Here is an 18,704-nt window from a genome sequence, read left to right as displayed (position 1 = left end):
CTGCGTGACGCCTTTCACGGGAGGACGATCGCCGGGTTGATTAGCGAGTCAACCAAAACTCCTGCGCCACTTCGTAGCCGACAACCGCCTGTTTGGTGGAAATGGTGTTGTAGTAGAGGTAATAGAGCAGGAAGAAAACCAGCATGCCAAACAGTGCGGGCTTCCAGACGCGCCTGGCCTGAAAGATGAGCGAGGTCAGGATAATCGGCTCGACCTGTTGCAAATAGTTGGACAGACGTGAACCCGACGGGAAGTTGTACAGGAAGATCCTGATCGCCCCGCCGATAGCAAAACTTAAAATCAGCAGATAGTTAAGACGGTACTGGGCGTAATTTTCGCGCTTCAGCTCTTCCGTCAGCATGAAATAGAAGAAGATAAACACCAGCATGATGTTTTTCAGGTTCGAGACTGACAGGATACTGCCATCCATTGCGTAGGACGGGTCATTGTTATAGCCCGATGCCCTTTCACCCAGCGACCCCAGATGACCGGCAATCAGCGCGATAAAGCTGGAACCGCCGACAACGGAGAGCGGCAGACTGAAGAGAATGATAACCACCGGCCACCAGCGCCAGTCACGAATAAACAGGAACGGCACCAGCGTCACCACCATAACGGCGGTATTGTGGCTCATAAATGACAGAATAAAAAAGGTAAATGCCCACCAGTAACGCTTGAGGTAAATGGACCACAGCACACCCAGGAACAGCGCGGAGCTCAGGCCAAAGCGAATCTGGTTTATGTCTTTGTTAATAAAGATGTGCGCGGAATACAGCGCCAGCGCCAGCACCGGATAGGGTGACATCTTCTTAAAGAAGTAAGTATTTATGGAAACTGCAATGGCACAAAACACAAACAGAAAGACGCTGGCATTGTGCGAAAACAGGCTGGTCAGCCAGGCCATGGCGAAAATCAGCGGTTCGTAACGGAAAAAAGCGACGGTATTAAAAAAGCCGTTAATCTGAATGCGTCGTACGAAGTCCTCGAAGAAACTCCGGTACTGAAAGTCATCCATGCCGGTGCCCAGACCGCGAATACCGCCGAAAACAATCAAAATCATGGCAGCAATACAGAGCAGCCAGGTTAAAGCATAATTTGTGCGTTCGTCTTTTTTAACCAGGATTTCGAACAGCGAAAGCAGCAGCAAAAACCCTGATATTGACCAATATGGAGCCATGGTATGATTCCTTAAATCCACAAGTTCACATGCCAACAGTGGCCAGCGCTGATGCCCTTCCAGGGGGCTGTCTCAGCGGGTCTGCGTGAAAGACCAGGGCATGTTGATGATGAATTCTGATGATTGACGTGAGATCGTCGCTTATTGTGCGTTCTATCCAGAATCATCTGTGCAAATCGTTGCGTGTCGTCATCGCAAGCCAGCGATCAAAAGGGGCGGTGAAACCCGCCCCTTCTCACTTAGCGCTTAGCTTTTCGTGGGTTTACCGTATTCGTAGTCGTAGTAGTCGTAGCCGTAACCATAAGAGTTAGCGGCTTTGCGTACCACGGCGTTCAGAATCACCCCTTTAATTTCGATACCGTTCTGGGCAAAGCGTTTGAAGCTGACATCCACTTCTTTCGTGGTGTTAGTTTCGAAACGCGCCACCATCAACGACGTACCGGCCAGTTTGCCGATAATGGAGGCGTCGGTAACGGCCAGAATCGGCGGTGTATCAATCAGGACCAGATCGTAGTTTTTGCTTGCCCAGTCCAGCAGTTCACTCATACGGCGATGCATTAACAGCTCCGACGGGTTCGGCGGCACCTGACCACGTGGCAGGAAATCAAATCCGTACGCGCCCTGCTGAATCATGGCCGGGCTAAACTCCGTTTTGCCGGACAGGACGTTTGACAGCCCGGATTTGTTATCAGCACCCAGCAGTTCGTGGGTATAACCCCGGCGCATGTCACCGTCGATAAACAGCACTTTCTGACCGGCTTTGGCCACCAGCGTCGCCAGGTTGACACAGATAAAGGTTTTACCAATGCCCGGGCTGGCCCCGGTAATCATCAGGATGTTGTTTTTCGCCTCCATCATGGCGAAGTGCAGGCTGGTACGCAGGCTACGAATCGCTTCAATGGACAGATCGGTCGGGTTACCCAGCGCCAGCAGCGTGTCATGCGGATCGGTTTTCACCTTGTGGCCACGACGTGCCAGCGCTTCGGTGTCTTTCTTACGCTGCCAGTCGGAGAGCGGTACGCTGGCATAGACGTTCATGCCCAGCTCTTCCAGCTGTTCTGGATTTTCGATGCCGTGATGCAACAGGGCTTTAAGCAGAACCACGCCCACGGAAACCATCAGGCCCAGGATAAAGCTGGCGGCGATAATCAACAGCTTCTTCGGTGCTACCGGTGCGTTAGCGGTGGCCGCCTGGTCGATGATGCGAACATCACCCACGGTACTGGCCTTGCTGATGCTCAGCTCTTGCTGACGGTTAAGCAGCTGCATGTAGATTTCCTGGCCTGACTGCACATCGCGGGTCAGACGCAGAATCTCTTGCTGGGTTTTCGGCATCTGCGCAATTTTCTTGTTTAACTCAGCCTGCTCATCTTCCAGCGTTTTGCGCTTCTCAAGCAGCGCACGATAGGTCGGGTGATCTTTGGTAAACAGCTGCGACACTTCGGCTTCACGGAAGGTCAGCTCGTTAAGCTGGCTCTGTACGCTGACGGAAGAATCCAGTGCCGATTTCGCTTCCAGTGAGAGGTCAACGGATTCATTCGCGCGGCGGAAGGCGTTCAGCTTATCTTCAGCCTGATCCAGTTTGGCACGGACTTCAGGCAGTTGCGTTTTCAGGAACTCCAGGCTTTTCTCCGCCTGCTCAGATTTACGCTGAACGTTCTGCAACAGGTAGTTGTTGACGATCTGGTTCAGCACCTTACTGATCTGATCCGGGTCTTCACCCACATACTGCAGGCCCAGCACGCCAGTATCTTTTCCTTTATCCGCGACGGTCAGGTTAGACAGGATGCTGTTAATCGCCTGCAACTCGTTCAGTTTGGTGACGGTAAATGTGGTGCCGGGTTCAGCATTGATATCGCTGACCAGCATGCTGACATCACCGTGTTTTTCAAACTGCCCGACTTTTCCTTTAAACAGCTCATCCCCGTCAGCCGAAACGGTGTAGCTGTCTTTTCCGGTCACTTCCAGCTTAACGCTGCGTTTGTCGATAGTGCGTGGGATCTCCAGACGGGAAACCGCGACCTCGCCCGGTTTATTGCCCATCAGGCGCGACAGACCTTTACCGATAACCGGGAAATAGTTCTGTGAGACCACCGCGTCCAGACCGAGGTCCTGAACGGTTTTGCCCAGCACCATGCGTGATTCCAGAATCTGAATCTCAGTGTCAGAAGCAGGCGTGGTCGGCATCAGCGTTTGCAGTTCATTCAGAACGGTGCTGGTGTTCTTTTGCTCGACCTGAACCATCGCATCGGCGCTGTAAATGGGTGTTGCAAACAAGGTGTAAAGGGTTGCCACCAGCATGAAAAAAGCGGTCACAGCGACGATCACCCACCGGTGATCAATCAGCTGTCCCACAAGGTGTGCCAGATCCCATCCATTCGATTCCTCGCGTGGCGCGGTCATGACTTTATTTTTACTATTCATGGATAATCCCAACTATCGGCTTAAAACGCTGACCCATTTCTGAGTGGCGTGTTCCAGTAACCCGTAAACCTCTTCAAAGGCCTCACGGCTTTTTCTGTACGGATCCGCAATTTCCTTCTGATCGAGCCAGTGCCCAAGCAGCATCGTTTTGCCACGCGCTGCCGGGTCAATGCGGTTAACCTGTTCAATGTGGCGCTTTTCCATCACCAGAATCAGGTCATATTCCCGACACAGGTTGGCCGTTAACTGTTGGGCCTCGTGCCCTTCCAGTGACAACCCGTTATCGGCCGCGACGTCAGAGGCGGTTTTATCCGCCGCGTGCCCGACGAGGGCACCCAGACCGGCTGAGGCGACAGAGAGTTGCGGCAGCGCACGTTTGAACAGGCGCTCTCCGGTAGGAGAGCGGCAGATGTTGCCTACGCAGACGACTAACACAGACTTAATCATGGCGAAACCTTAGTTCGACCAGTTGCGGATGCGTTGTGCGGCCTGCGTCGCATCGTTAACACCGGCTATGGTTGGTATCAACTGCGATATCACGCGGTTCCAACGCGTCAGCGGCGTCGAGGTCACGTAGACGATATCGTAAGGTTCGAGTTGGAATTCGGTACCCATCACCATTGATGCAGCATCTTTGGTGTTCAACTGGTAAATATTGGCGATCTTGTTGCGGTCTGTGCCGCGTGTCGGACGGATAACAAAGACACCGGTCGCATCCGACGTGGTCTGATCCATGCCCGCCGCATTGCCCAGCGCTTCCGCCAGCGTCATGCCACTGCGATCCATCTTCAGGGTGGCCTGCTGTTTCACTTCACCCATAACGAAGACTTTCAGATCGTCGTTGCGCGGCACATACAGAATGTCACCCGGATAAAGCAGATGGTTTTGGCTCAGATCGCCATTCTGCATCAACGCCTGCAATGACACGCGCTGTTCGCGGCCATTATGCGTCAGAACCACGTTGCGCCAGTCGGCGTCCGCAGCCAGTCCGCCCGCGGCGTTAATTGCGTCCAGGATAGTAAGCGGAACGTTGGTAATAGGCTGTTGACCTGAGGTGGTCACCGCACCGGTTACGTAAGTTTTCTGTGACTTAAAGGAAGCAATGCTGACGTCAACCTGAGGACTTTCGATGTACTGTGCCAGGCGACGCGCGATCTCATTACGCACTTCCCCTACGGTCCGGCCTGCGACACGGACCCGACCAATATAAGGGTAGAAAATGGTGCCATCTGAATGGACCCAGTTACCGGTGTCGCTTGCACTGCGGTACTGACCAGCGGGCGTGGTGAGTTCAGGGTGATCCCATACGGTCACGGTGAGCACATCACCAATGCCGATACGGTATTCATAGTTCTGAATCTCATTTTGCAGTGACGGGTTGGCTTGTGCTACCAGTGGCTTAGGACGCATTCTTTCCACCAGGCTCGGCGTTAACGGATACACGTTAACGTACTTGTCGATGTCAAAGTTATTGTCCTGCTGCTCAATGACATCTTTTCCCGAAGTGGATAAATTTTGCCCCGGCACGACGGTACAGCCGGCCATAAACGTGGCAGATACCAAAACAGGTATCATCTTCATTTTCATTGTAATCATTTAGATCTTCGCTATCAGTTAATGTTTGATAGAGGCAAGTACGCCGCTGTGTAAGCGCTCAAAAAAAGTAAACTATCCTGACTCAGGCACTGAACATGTCGTTCATTATTCTTAGCTCCTGTCTTTTACCGATCACGCGCTTTACCCAGAAAGAAATAAAGCAAAGCAGAACATGGCTGTTTATCAATGCCGTACCGCTTTTTTTTAGAAAAATGTACCAACCCGCTCCCCTGTCGTGTGCTGTCAGAGAGAGGCTGGCACCTTTTTCCTGCGGTTAATAAGCACCATCACGCTTAAGCACGACACCGACGGTTTTGAACAAAATGGCGATATCGTTCCACAACGACCAGTTTTTCACGTACCAGGAATCGAAATAGACGCGCGTTTCATAATCTACGTCGTTACGACCACTGACCTGCCACAGTCCGGTCATGCCGGGTTTGGCCATCAGGTAGTAATCCACGTCACCGGCGTAGCGTGCCAGCTCGTCTTCGATGACAGGACGCGGTCCTACCAGACTCATATCACCCCGAACGACGTTCCACAGTTGCGGCAGCTCATCCAGGCTGGTTTTACGAATGAAGTGGCCGACTTTGGTAATGCGTGGATCGTTTTTAAGTTTGAAATCTTTATCCCACTCAGCACGGGCGACCGGATCGGTACGCAGCACTTCCTCAAGCACTTCTTTGGAGTTGATCACCATCGAACGGAATTTCAGACATTTGAATTTACGGCCATTCATGCCCACGCGCTCATGACCATAAATCGGTGGACCGCCATCCCGGCCGACCAGAAAACCCAGCACCAGCAGCGCGGGGAGCAGCATGACGATGATAGATAGTGCGCCAACAATATCGAATACGCGCTTCAGGAAGCGTGACGTACGCTTAGCCAGGTTATTCTGCACGCGCAGGATCATGACTTCATGGCTGAAGATGTAGGCCATATCGGTACCGTACAGCGGTACGCCGCGCAGCGTCGGAATGACAGAAACGGAGCGACAGTTGTGCATAGCCAGTGATTTCAGCCACATATCACGGTACTGGCTTTGCTCGAATTCCACCGCCACGATGAACTGGGTGTCCGCATTGGTCAGCTTCCATACGTCCTGTTCGTCGCGCAGAACAGGAACGCCCGACATGACATCCTGAGGGCAGGTCCCATCAACGTCGTAGAAGGCAATGACATCGAATCCCATGACTTCTTCACTTTGCAGCGCTTCCCACGCTTCTTGGGCATTTTTACTGCTGCCGATAATGATGGTCTGTTTTTTCCACAGGCCATAATTATTTAAGACGCGTTTAAAAACGGAGCGACAGACAGGAATAATCACCAGCGTGATAAGCCAGGTCAGCAGCCAGACAAAACGGGACATCTGCCACTGAGACAGTGCCGTGATTGACAGTTCAATAACGGAAAAAATAAGAATGGTACGAAAAATTTCTTTTAATTCGAACCAGAAAGGTTTGCGATAGGTGTAATGACGCAGTCTGACCCAGAACCAGCCCACGCAAATTACTGACAGGCAAATGTGGGTAGCAATTTTTAAATTTAATTCCCGGTCAGACATATCCGATAAAAGAGATGGAGATGTCAAATTAATTAGCATCATCGCGATAAATAATGCCGCGTTGAAACATATTAAATCAGAACAAGCCAATAATAATTTGGTGATAAGACTTTTAAACGTAAAATGGTTATCGCGCATATTTAACTCTTTATTTTATTTCCTTAACCCACCACGACCAGACCCTGAAGTGAACAGTACTGATGTTGAGCCTGAAGCGTTTCTGAGGGGAGCTCCTGCGGCATTTACGCCATTGTCATTGACTATGAAAACAATAATCCCGTACTCAATACCAACAGATTACTCTGACTTTACCCACACAGGACTGATTAAATATCAAACCACAGCGGCAAGTCAGGCACGCTACCGCCCTTGGCTGTCGGTGCCAATACCGCCTTGATAGCCTCGGGTTCTCCCTGCGCCACAAATGAAGGCGCACAACGCATCCCTTGCCGAATGCGTTTACATTCCGCTGCTTACCCTGACGGATGATTGCGCAAATTACAGGTTCAGACGCAGGCGTTAACTAACTCGTTGCTATACTAGTTATTACTGGCCTGTTTACAAGTGGACCCCGCCATCACCGGACTATTTTAGGAAAAAGACTACCAGTAATAAGTATTGAAGCCGCTCATTTTGGGTGCCAGGGAAGAAAAAAATCAGATTTATTCCATGTTGGCACCAGGATTAATCGCATAAGAAATTCCTCTGAATGGCGAGTGTAGTGACATTAATCTGCAACCTTTATCCCTTACAGTCCTTCCCGCATTAATCATTTCGTCCATTAATTCGCCTGTAATTAAAGTGGTCTGTGTCTAAATAAAGCGTAAAGCGCCTGTCATTCCGCTATTTGTCCCGACGCCGTCTGTCCACTATCATCAGACAAAGCTTATTTTTAGACATTCAGGTGAATAACGCATGCTGGAGGTAATGACCGATCCCTCATTGTGGGCAGGTTTAGTAACGCTAATCGTTCTGGAGCTGGTGCTGGGTATTGATAACCTTGTGTTTATCGCTATCCTGGTGGAGAAACTGCCTGCGGCGTTGCGCGACCGCGCGCGCATTATTGGTCTGCTCATGGCGCTGGTTTGTCGCCTGCTGCTGTTAGCCTCGCTTTCCTGGCTTGTAACGCTGACTCAACCTTTATTCACCTTCGCGCATCATGCCTTTAGTGCGCGTGATCTGTTGCTGTTGTGCGGGGGGATGTTTTTGCTGTTCAAAGCGACCACCGAACTTAACACACGACTTGAAGGCAGCGATGCGGAGGACACTCAACAAAAGGGCGGCGCTAAATTCTGGCCCGTCGTGGCACAAATTGTCGTGCTGGATGCCATTTTTTCTCTGGATGCGGTGATTACCGCCGTCGGGATGGTCAACGATCTGCCGATCATGATGGCGGCGGTCACTATCGCCATTTTACTGATGTTGTTAGCCAGTAAACCGCTGACGCGCTTTGTTAACAACCATCCGACCATCGTGATTCTGTGTCTGAGCTTTTTGCTGATGATTGGTTTCAGTCTGGTGGCGGAAGGGTTTGGTTTTGCGATTCCCAAGGGCTATCTGTATGCCGCGATCGGTTTCTCCGTCGTCATTGAAGCCCTGAATCAGCTGGCACAGTTTAACCGCCGTAAAGTGTTGTCAGCCGGACGGCCCCTTCGCCAGCGCACAGCTGAAGCCGTGCTGCGGCTGCTGCGTGGTGAAGCGGAACAGGCCGAGCTGGATACGCAAACCGCTTCTATGCTGGCTGACGGTGAGTCTGTTGCCCTGTTTAACCGGCAGGAACGTGTGATGATTGCCAGCGTGATGGGACTGGGGCAACGTCGTATCGACACAATTATGACCACGCGCCATGATGTTCAGCACATTGATTTAAGCGACGATCCCGACGTCATTATGGCCGATCTTGACCGCAATCAGCATACGCGCATCGTTATCACCGAAAACGGTAACGAACCGCTTGGTGTTGTCCATGTTAACGATCTGCTGCATCAGTTGCTGCATCAGCATGCCCTGGATCTGCGTAGCCTGATCCGTCAGCCGCTGGTCTTCCATGAGCGAATAACGGTGTTACAGGCGCTGGAGCAGTTCCGCCAGGCACAGACGCATTTTGCGTTTGTGGTCGATGAGTTCGGGTCGGTAGAAGGCGTGGTGACGCTGAGCGATTTAATGGAGGCGATTGCGGGCAATCTGCCGAACGAAGCCGATTCAGAGGCACGCCACGACATTCAGCCTGACGGTGCAGGCGGCTGGATTGCCAATGGCCATATGCCACTGGACGATTTGGCCCTTTACGTCACGCTGCCGCGAGAAAACACACAGCATTACCACACGATCGCAGGTTTAATGATGGATCGCCTGCAACATGTGCCGCAGGAAGGCGAAGAGATTCAGCTTGGCGAATACCGGCTACGGACTTTACAGGTCGATCAGCACCGGATTCAGAAGGTAGGGATTGTACCTTACGTCGACGGTGCGGCGCTGAAAGCGTAATTCAGCGCCGGCTGCCGACGGTAATTACGGGTGCGTACTGTTCTTGTCTTTTGCCTGTTGACGATCGAGCCACTGATTGAGGCGGGATTTTGCCTCATTCTGTAGCCTGTCACGCATGACATCATCTACCGGCAGCGTATATTGCGGATTAGCCCAACTGCCATAAATACGGAACGGAATCACCTGGTCGGACAGCGCGGCCACCAGTTTTTCGTCGCCGCGCCAGTCGCTCAGTGTCAGGCCCAGCGTCACATCCAGCTGTTGCTGCACCAGATTGATACGCCCCTCGCCGCGCAGCGTCAGCGCCTTCCCTCCACCGTCGAGATGACTTAACGTCAGCAGCCCATTTTTCATGGCCAGTTGTCCGCTCACCTGCTCAATGCCCTGTCCGTACGCCTGAGAATCACTGCTGACACGGTCGCTGACACGTGCCACGGCACTGCGCACCATTTGCTGTAAGTCGAGCTGGGCCAGTTTCAGATCATGCGCCTGGATATCGGCCTTGCCCTGCCAGCTGCGTTTTGCATCCGCAAGCGTCAGATTTTCACCCGACAATTCACCTTTAAGGCTCAGGGTTCCCTGCAGCGACGGCGGCAAGGCCAGCGCTTTTAATAAAGGCTGGATAGCTATCTGGTTCAGCACCGGCGTAAAAGCGACCTGCGTAACAGGCTGACGAATGTCGATACTGCCCGGTACAGAGAAGCTCCCCTGCCCCACATTGCCTGATAATGTACTGAAGGTTACCAGCCCCTGTTGATTAACCGCTTTGAGGGAGAGTTTGGTCAGGTTCAGGCCACGCCAGACCGCGCTATCGGCCTGCAGCGACAAATCAAGATCAATGTCGTTAAGCGGGGAGTCTGCATTGGTCGGTTCAGGCTGGTCCGCGATGACCGGTGCCGGGGCAATCTGACTGTTTTGTCCACTCATCTGCTGGGTCAGGGTCGAGATAAACAACAGATTGTCCATATTGAGTGCGCTGGCATGAAGATCCAGCGCCAGCTTTTGCGGCGGCGTAAGTTCGCCTTCAGCGCGCCCGCTGAGCACGCTGTCGTTAGCGGTCAGCTTAAGATTGCTCACGTCAAAACGATTTTTATCCAGGTCCCAGTTGCCCTGAAAGCTCAGCGTGCCTTTAATGCCCTCTGGCGGCAGGCTCGCTCCGGTCAGGTTATAGTCGACCTGCGCCACCTGGCCGCTCAACTGATGCGGATAGCGTGATTTGTCCAGTTGCCCTTTCAGCGTCAGGACAGCGGTGCGCTGGTTACGGGTCAGACTGGTCGTCAGGCCGATCGTGGCGATTCTGGACTGATCCTGCTCCATATCCAGATTAAGATTACGGAAGGTAAAGGCGTCCCCGCCCGGCTGCTGCCAGATAAGCAGGCTGTCGGACAGTTGCAGATTGTCGATGTCAAACGACCAGCCGGCAGACGAGGTGGGTTCGCTGTTGTGTGGCGCGCGCGGCGCGTTCTCAGGTGCCCGCGCGGCGCTGTCTGGCGTGACCCGCACGATGGCATTTTTTAACATCACCTGGCTTACGCTGAGCTGATGGGAAAGTAACGGCAGAAGATTAACATCCAGACGCATGTTATCGGCAGAAACAACCGGTTGCGCCGCTCCGGGTGCCGTCAGGCTCATCCGTCCGGCGAGAATGCTGAGTTTCGGCCACACATGCCAGCGCAGGTCGCCATCGATAGTGAGTTGATAACCGCTACGCTGTTCGACCTCTTGCACCATGTAACTACGGAAGTCGTTAGGGTTCACCAGCATGACCAACGCCGTTAATCCGGCTACGACCACTACCAGTAGAATGGCCAGCGTGGTTATCACTCTTCTCATCACATCCTCATGAATTAATCTTTGTCGATACGACTGGCATCAGCACCCTGCTGGCCACGATATTTTGCATTCTCACGGCGATTATAGGGACGCGCTGCCGGACCGGAAAGCGGTTCAAAGCTTAGCGCACCAATCAACATGCCAGGGCGCAACGCCAGAGGCAGTTTGCCTGAATTATAAAACTCCAGCACGATACGGCCCTGCCAGCCCGGATCGATACGGTGCGCAGTGACGTGAACCATTAGCCCGAGGCGGGCAAGTGAAGAACGCCCGTCGAGCCAGCCCACCAGATCGTCGGGAATCGTGACAGATTCCAGCGTTACCGCCAGCGCCAGTTCGCCCGGATGCAGAAAGAACGCCTCACCTTCCGGCAACACGATCTCATCGCTCATGACGCGATCCAGCGCAGCACTGACCTCGTGCTTCGGGCCGCTTAAATCAATAAACGGCGCGGTATGTCCGCTGAACGTCCGGAACTGATTGCCCAAACGCACGTCCACTGTTGCACCATTGATATGTTCCACGGTTGGCCGTGGGGTAATCGCCAGTTTTCCAGTGTCGAGCCAGGCTTCAATATCGCGGTCGCATAATCTCATTACGGTAACTCCATGAAGTAAGTGTAGCGAACAGGGCGCATCTGTGCTTTTAACCTGTTCGCGTCACGCCTTTTGAGACGTAAACTACTCGAAAAACTGGTTAATCTTGGCCTTCAGAATATCAATCGCGATGCGGTTTTTACCACCGCGCGGCACGATGATATCCGCGTACTGTTTTGACGGTTCAATGAACTGCAGAAACATCGGGCGTACCGTTTTCTGATACTGACTCATGACGGAATCCATTGAGCGACCGCGTTCATTGACGTCGCGCTTCATTCGGCGCATCAGGCAAATATCCAGCGGCGTATCGACGAAAATGGAAAAATTCAGTTCCTGGCGTAACCGCGCATCCGTTAACAACAGAATGCCTTCAAGAATAATGACTTTTTTGGGCTTGAGATGCAGCGTCTCTTGCGTGCGGGTGTGCTCAACGTAGCTGTAAACCGGCAGTTCAATGTCCTGTCCTGCTTTGACAGCGCGCAGATGCTGTAACAGCAAATCATGATCCATCGCGCTGGGATGGTCATAATTGGTCTTAACCCTCTCTTCCATGGTGAGGTGACTTTGATCTTTGTAATAGGCATCTTCGGGAATAACACCGATGTGTTCATCACCCACCTGATCGCGAATTTCACGATACAGGGTACTGGCGATTAAACTTTTACCGGATGCGGATGCACCTGCAATGCCAACGATCACGCACTGATGGGACTTGTCAGTCATACTTTTAAAAACCTGATACTGGAGCCAGAAACTGTACGCAAACTGCGCACCCAGTTAATGGGGCTGAACGGAGAGGGTGATTTGGCGCTAAGTATAGGGATTTCGGTCTTTTGATGCCAGAGAAATGGCATGGCCGGTTTTCAGACTTTCCCCTTTTAACTCGAATGATTTCATCGATAAACTAGCCCTCTCAGACAGCATGACGATGCACAGCACGTATCAGGTCTTACAAACCTGAACAAAAAGGGCCTGGGGCCCGAAAAAAATAAAGGAAAACTATGCTCTGGAAGACCCTCACCTATTTTGGTGACAGTATGTTATTAATTCCCACGGCGGTGATTATTGCACTGATTTTGCCGTGGAAAAGTGATAACCGGCGCACCGTATGGTACTGGCTTTTTGCCTTTGGCCTGGCGGGGCTGGTTGTCAGCCTGTCAAAAATTCTCTTTCTGGGCTTTGGCATTGGCAGTGCCCGTTTTAACTTCACCGGATTTAGCGGCCACAGCGCCATGTCTGCCACCCTGTGGCCCGTGATGCTCTGGCTGATATCCGGACGCTGGCCGAGCCTGTGGCGCGGTTTCGCCATTGGCGTGGGCTATATGATCCCCTTAATGGTGGGGTTTTCCCGCCTCGTCATCCATGCCCATTCCCTCAGCGAAGTCCTGACCGGACTGCTGTTAGGCTTTACACTGAGCACAGCTTTTTTGCTTTCACAACGCGAAACCGCATTAAAAGGGTTTAGCTGGCCGCAGATTGCCGCCGCATTGCTGGTGCCGGTGCTGCTGCTGGGACATGGACGCATCGCCACCACGCAGCAGTTTCTTGAGCACTTTTCAGCCCGCCTCGCGGGCCTGGAAAAACCCTATACCCGTGCCGACCTTTTTCGTTGAATAAGGCGAGACGGGCTCGCCTCACAGACGAGCCCGTCAATCGGTCAAATAACGCAATTTAATGATTTCCCCCCTTTTTTCTCCAACAAATGTGCTAGCATTCTTCAATCAGGATGGCTATCTCGTCACCTGCCATGTCAATACCTTGTACCCTGCTGGATCGATAAATGATCGTTGATGCGCTGGCTTCGTCAGATAAATCACCTAATTCGTGGCTTCATGCCTGCGGGCTTGGCCTGGTTTCGTTCGTCCTGACCTTGTTCTGCCTTGAACTGATCGTAGTGAGCGGCAAGATCTCGCCTTTATGGTTTTCCACCGCCTTAATGACCGTGGTGGTGTTTCGCTGCACATCACGTCAGTTGCCGTTGTTTCTTGCGGCCTGCCTGATTGGCACCGCCGCAGCCAATGCGTTTGTCATCGGTCCTGCGCTTTCAAATTTAAAATTTGCCCTGTTGAACCTTTTGCAGGCGGGCATCGGTGGCATGCTGCTGCGCGCGTTGCTTAACCGCGAGGCACCGCTGGTGTCGCTGCGCGACTGGCTGCGCTTTGTTTTTGCCACCGGCGTGATTTCGCCACTGATTGGTGGCGTACTGGCGCTGTGGGTTTTACAGGTTGGACAACAGGCCTCTTTCGCCTTCTTTTATACATGGGTGATTTCGGAAATCATCGGCATGCTCGCGCTTGGGCCGGTTCTGCTGCTGCTCTCCTGGCCCTTGCCTAAGGGTTACCTCAGGCGCGCCTCGCTGTTTGAAACACTTTTCAGCCTCGTTCTGACGCTGATTGCCAGCTATTTGTCGCTGCGTTTTTTGCCCTGGCCGTTTACCTTCATTTTGGTCGTGCTGTTCTGGTGCGCTGTTCGGCTGCCCAAGGTGGAGGCGTTTGTCCTGTTCTTTCTCAACGCCAGCTTTATGGCGCTGCTGCTTTCTTTAGACTGGATAATCGTCACGCCTACGACGACGAATTACGCCATGATTGTCAGTTGGCTGCCGTTTCTGATGGTCTTAATCCCCTGCCATATTATGTCGCTGGTCATGGATGCGTTCCGCCATGAAACGCGCCATATCAGTGAAAGCGAAACGCGTTTTCGTAACGCCATGGAGTATTCCGCTATTGGCATGGCGCTGGTTTCACCCGAAGGCCGCTGGCTTCAGGTGAATAAATCATTATGCGACACGCTGGGTTATCCCGAGTACGAATTAAAGAACCTGACTTTCCAGCAGATTACGCATCCTGACGACCTGGGTATTGACGATGGCAAAATGGATAAGCTGCTGGCTGGCGAGATTTTGTCGTTCACGCTGGAGAAGCGTTACTTCCGTAAGGACCATGAAATCGTCTGGGTGCGGCTGACGGTTTCGCTGGTACGGGACAGCGAACAACAACCGCTCTATTTTATTGCGCAGATTGTGAATATTTCTGAATTAAAACAGAGCGAGTTGGTCAACCAGCGATTAATGGAACGTATCACGCTGGCCAACGAAGCGGGCGGCATTGGCGTGTGGGAATGGAACATGAACAGTGGAGAAATGCTGTGGGATAAACGCATGTACACATTGTTCGGTTTGCAGTCGGATGAAGTGCCCAGCTTCGACTTGTGGATCAAACTGGTGCATCCCGACGATCGCGCATTTTGTGTGCAGACCATACAGCAGGCCATTGAAGAAAGCAGCGCGTTTCAAATGGAGTATCGCGTGATGCGCGAAGAAGGACATTACTGGATACGTTCTCAGGCGAATCGTTTACTCAGTCAGGAAGGCCGGATCGAGCGCATACTGGGCGTTGCACAGGACATTACGCCGCTGCGTAACCTGAACGAAGCCCTGTTTCAGGAAAAAGAGCGCATGATGATTACGCTCGATTCCATCGGCGAGGCCGTCATCAGTACGGATCAGGCCATGCGCGTCACTTTCATGAATCCGGTGGCTGAAAAAATGACTGGCTGGTCACAGGAAGCCGCGGTCGGCAGACCGGTAAGTGAACTGCTTCACATCACCCATGGCCGTCACGGCGCGCCCGTAGAAAATCTGATGATCAACCCCACGCATTCTGAAAAGACTGCGCCCTATTTGTCGGAAGAGTGGGTGCTTCACACCCTGAATGGTGAGCATATTGATATCCATTACACGATAACACCGCTGAAATCGGAATCGGGAACCGAACGCGGCGCGGTGATGGTCATTCAGGATGTGAGTGAATCACGTAAGGTCATGAAACGATTGAGCTACAGCGCGCTGCACGATACGTTAACCCGCCTGCCCAATCGCGCCAGTTTTGAGTTGCAACTGAAGCGACTGCTGTCCGATGCCGCTGAACATCAACATCAGCATGTACTGGTGTTTATTGACCTGGATAAATTCAAAGCGGTTAACGACAGCGCCGGGCACGCCGCCGGGGATGCACTGCTGAGCGAACTTTCCGATTTAATGCGTCACCACCTGCGCAGCACCGACTTTCTCGCCCGTCTTGGCGGGGATGAATTTGCCGTGCTCATGCCTGAATGTCTGGTGGACCAGGCCCGTGACGTGGTGCAGCGTATCGTGCGTGCAGTCAACGACTATTGTTTTGAATGGCTGGGCCGGGCCTATCAGGTTGGGGCCAGCGCAGGCATGACACAAATTTCACCAAATAATTGTCAAAGCAGTGATGTGTTGTCCCAGGCCGATATTGCCTGTTACAACGCTAAACGCAGCGGCCGCGGGCGCTACATGGTGTACGAACAGCATCCGCTGGCCCTGACCGGCAGCCACCATTCGCTGGATCAGGCAACCCTGGATGCGTTGCAGGTGGAACTCCAGGTCTGGGCTGTCGCACCGCCAGGTAAGCCGCACTCAGCCAGCGTCTGGTTGATTGAAGTGCAGTTGTTTACCCGGGAAGGACTGCTGGTGGATGAACATCTGCTGCGTAACAACCTGACTGACGCGGCGCTGAAACAGCGGCTGGAAGACAATATCGTTGAGGCTTTTTTCCGTCATCGCATTGCGGCTATGAGCCAAAAAGGCATTGCCTTAATTTTGCCCGTGGATGTTAACGCGCTTTATAATCCGGTTTTCGTTGAGAAACTTTGTGTCCGTTTTGCAGAATCCGGTCTGGCGAACAGTAACAGCGGTATCGCGCTGCATGCCGCCAGCGTGTTATCGGGCGGCGAGCAGCTTTTGGGCACACTGATGAAGCTGCGCCAGGCAGGCTGTCGCATCGTGCTGCAACAGTTTGGCCGTAACCTGGATGCGTTTAATCAGTTAACCGGTAAAGTGGTGGACTGCCTGATTCTGGCACCCGAGTTGGTGGCGAACCTGCATAACAATCTGATGGATGAAATGCTGATTTCCATTATTCAAAGCCAGACCAATGAACGTAATATTATATTGCTTGCGGGCCCAGTCTCCGTGCCGGCCGTTCTGACCACGCTTACCAGCCTGGATGTTGACGGAGTCTGGGGCAGTGCGGTTGCCGAGCGCCAGCCGCTCAGCAAACTGAGTGAAGATCACCTTTTTGCGATTCGCTAATTCTGCCGCTCGCCGCTTGCCTCACCTTTACAGCTGCGCTAAAGTCGCCCCCTTTTTCCTGCCTGGGGGCGAAAAATGTTCATTGGATTCGATTACGGTACGGCTAACTGCTCGATTGCGGTCAGCGAAAAAGGCACACCACGACTGTTAACGCTGGAGAACGGTCAACGCCTGCTGCCATCGATGATCTGCTCCCCGACACGTGAAGCCGTTACGGAATGGCTTTATCGCCATCATCAGGTTGCCACGCCGGACCAGGAAAGCACGGCGCTGTTGCAACGGGCGCTGCGCTATAACCGTGAAGAAGATATCGATGTTCTCTCCGATAGCGTGCAGTTCGGTCTGACCGCGCTTCAGCACTATATGGTCGATCCGGAAGATGTCTGGTTCGTGAAGTCGCCGAAGTCCTTCCTGGGCGCGAGTGGGTTAAAACCCCAGCAGATCGCCTTCTTTGAAGATTTAGTGTGCGCCATGATGCTGCATATTCGTCAGCAGGGCGAAGCACAGCTTGACCAGTCAATTGAACAGGCGGTAATTGGCCGCCCGGTGAACTTTCAGGGACTGGGCAGCGAAGAGGCCAACGCGCAGGCCCAGGGCATCTTATTGCGTGCCGCTAAACGCGCGGGCTTTCGGGAGGTGGAGTTTCAGTTTGAGCCGGTCGCGGCGGGGCTGGACTTTGAAGCCACACTCGAAAAAGAAACCCGCGTGCTGGTCGTGGACATCGGTGGGGGAACCACCGACTGTTCGATGCTGTTGATGGGGCCGCAGTGGCGTCATCTGTCAGACCGGCGGGAAAGCCTGCTGGGCCATAGTGGCTGCCGCGTGGGCGGTAATGACCTGGATATTATGCTGGCGTTTAAAGCGTTGATGCCGTTGCTGGGCGCGGGCGGGAAGACACAAAAAGGCACGGCCTTACCTGCCCTGCCCTGGTGGAATGCCGTCGCCATCAACGATGTGCCTGCACAAAGCGATTTTTACAGTACCGCCTGCGGCAAACTGTTGCGCGATCTGGTACGGGATGCCGAAAATCCTGCCGCCGTGGCACACCTGTTAAAAGTCTGGCAACAAAAGCTGAGCTATCGTCTGGTGCGTACTGCGGAAGAGAGCAAAATCGCCCTCTCCGACCGCCCTGACTTCGCCGCTGCACTGGATTTTATCAGCGCGGATTTACAGGCCGATATCAGCGTGGCAACCCTGCAGGACGCGATCAGCCAGCCGCTGGAGAAGATCCTGGAACAGGTACATCTGGCGCTGGCGACCAGTCATATTAAGCCGGAAGTGATCTATCTGACGGGCGGTAGTGCACGTTCGCCTCTGCTGCGCGCTGCGCTGCAGCAGGCCCTGCCAGGTACACCGATTGCTGGCGGAGATGACTTTGCCTCAGTGACTGCTGGTCTGGCGCGCTGGGCTGAGGTGATGTTTGCCTGACAGCGGGGGGAGTCGAATAAAGTGCAGCACTCTCGGCGGGTGAAATCGCCTGAAGGGGCATTTTGGCTTCGGCTCCCTTTCCTTCGTTTGCCTTTACCGCGAAGACGTCAGGCTGAGCTGTTTTGGGATGCTAACCCATTGTTGTGATGTCGGCGGGTGAGATCGCCAGAAGGGGCACTTTGGCTTCGGCGGTCCTCGCGCCGCTGACGCGGTGCCTTCAGGTCGCTCAGCGCTGCGGAATACCTCGCAGAAAATGCCCCTTCTGGCTTTGTCAGTTTGCGCACGGGTAAAGCGACAGAGTAAGTGAGCCCGTGCTTTCTTTTGCGTTGAAGGCAAAACGAATGCAGTGCCTGTCCTCAGAAAAAAGCCCTTCTGCCCTTTAATCTTGAGCGGGGTTAAAGCGGCACCATGCGTCAGCCGGTTCTGCCGCGTTAAGGATAGCGCCCGGTCCGGCAATGCACGTTACTGACGGAC

The 18,704-nt window shown here is 53.1% G+C and carries 12 protein-coding genes; 4 read left to right on the top strand and 8 right to left on the bottom strand.

Annotated elements, in window-relative coordinates; all coding sequences use genetic code 11:
* Positions 1–40 precede the first annotated feature (40 nt).
* From RAC60_RS08450 to wbaP, 5 genes are all read right to left on the bottom strand, one after another.
* Positions 41–1,177, bottom strand: coding sequence for an EpsG family protein (locus RAC60_RS08450; protein ID WP_006119869.1), 1,137 nt, complete (start codon positions 1,175–1,177; stop codon positions 41–43).
* Positions 1,178–1,423: 246 nt separating this feature from the next.
* Positions 1,424–3,601, bottom strand: a complete 2,178-nt coding sequence (wzc, locus tag RAC60_RS08445) for a tyrosine-protein kinase Wzc (protein ID WP_033740496.1) — start codon at positions 3,599–3,601, stop codon at positions 1,424–1,426.
* Positions 3,602–3,613: 12 nt separating this feature from the next.
* Positions 3,614–4,048 carry a protein-tyrosine-phosphatase gene (locus RAC60_RS08440; RefSeq protein ID WP_006119871.1) on the bottom strand — a complete coding sequence of 145 codons (435 nt, stop codon included), beginning with the start codon at positions 4,046–4,048 and terminating at the stop codon, positions 3,614–3,616.
* A gap of 9 nt (positions 4,049–4,057) precedes the next feature.
* Entirely contained in the window at positions 4,058–5,197 is a 1,140-nt protein-coding gene (locus RAC60_RS08435) for a polysaccharide export protein (protein ID WP_033740498.1), read from the bottom strand.
* Positions 5,198–5,471: 274 nt separating this feature from the next.
* Entirely contained in the window at positions 5,472–6,905 is a 1,434-nt protein-coding gene (gene wbaP, locus RAC60_RS08430) for an undecaprenyl-phosphate galactose phosphotransferase WbaP (protein ID WP_039338133.1), read from the bottom strand.
* Positions 6,906–7,682: 777 nt separating this feature from the next.
* Between wbaP and RAC60_RS08425 the strand changes: the two genes are divergently transcribed.
* Positions 7,683–9,254 carry a transporter associated domain-containing protein gene (locus RAC60_RS08425; protein WP_375093323.1) on the top strand — a complete coding sequence of 524 codons (1,572 nt, stop codon included), beginning with the start codon at positions 7,683–7,685 and terminating at the stop codon, positions 9,252–9,254.
* A 24-nt stretch (positions 9,255–9,278) separates the two neighbouring features.
* On the opposite strand, the gene asmA is transcribed toward RAC60_RS08425, so the two are convergent.
* From asmA to udk, 3 genes are all read right to left on the bottom strand, one after another.
* Entirely contained in the window at positions 9,279–11,087 is a 1,809-nt protein-coding gene (asmA, locus tag RAC60_RS08420; RefSeq protein WP_375093321.1) for an outer membrane assembly protein AsmA, read from the bottom strand.
* Positions 11,088–11,101: 14 nt separating this feature from the next.
* A complete protein-coding gene (gene dcd / locus RAC60_RS08415; protein WP_006119878.1) occupies positions 11,102–11,683 on the bottom strand; it encodes a dCTP deaminase in 582 nt (193 codons plus the stop codon).
* An 84-nt stretch (positions 11,684–11,767) separates the two neighbouring features.
* Complete coding sequence (gene udk / locus RAC60_RS08410) at positions 11,768–12,409, bottom strand: uridine kinase (protein WP_006119880.1); 642 nt, start codon at positions 12,407–12,409, stop codon at positions 11,768–11,770.
* A gap of 278 nt (positions 12,410–12,687) precedes the next feature.
* Here udk and RAC60_RS08405 point away from each other — a divergent pair, with 278 nt between their 5' ends.
* The 3 genes from RAC60_RS08405 to yegD all read left to right on the top strand — a co-directional run bounded on the left by RAC60_RS08405 (position 12,688) and on the right by yegD (position 18,230).
* Positions 12,688–13,299: a phosphatase PAP2 family protein gene (locus RAC60_RS08405; protein WP_006119881.1), complete on the top strand. Its 612-nt coding sequence runs from the start codon at positions 12,688–12,690 to the stop codon at positions 13,297–13,299.
* A 167-nt stretch (positions 13,300–13,466) separates the two neighbouring features.
* Positions 13,467–16,802: a diguanylate cyclase gene (locus tag RAC60_RS08400; protein WP_110268224.1), complete on the top strand. Its 3,336-nt coding sequence runs from the start codon at positions 13,467–13,469 to the stop codon at positions 16,800–16,802.
* 75 nt (positions 16,803–16,877) lie between these two features.
* On the top strand, positions 16,878–18,230 hold the full coding sequence (gene yegD, locus RAC60_RS08395) for a molecular chaperone (protein ID WP_039338137.1): 1,353 nt from the start codon (positions 16,878–16,880) through the stop codon (positions 18,228–18,230).
* Positions 18,231–18,704 lie beyond the last annotated feature (474 nt).

It is taken from the genome of Pantoea sp. BR_17, assembly GCF_041955125.1.
GTDB classification, from domain to species: Bacteria; Pseudomonadota; Gammaproteobacteria; order Enterobacterales; family Enterobacteriaceae; genus Pantoea; species Pantoea stewartii.
The sequence above is the reverse complement of the archived record's forward strand: the minus strand, read 5'-3'. Positions and strand labels throughout refer to the sequence as shown.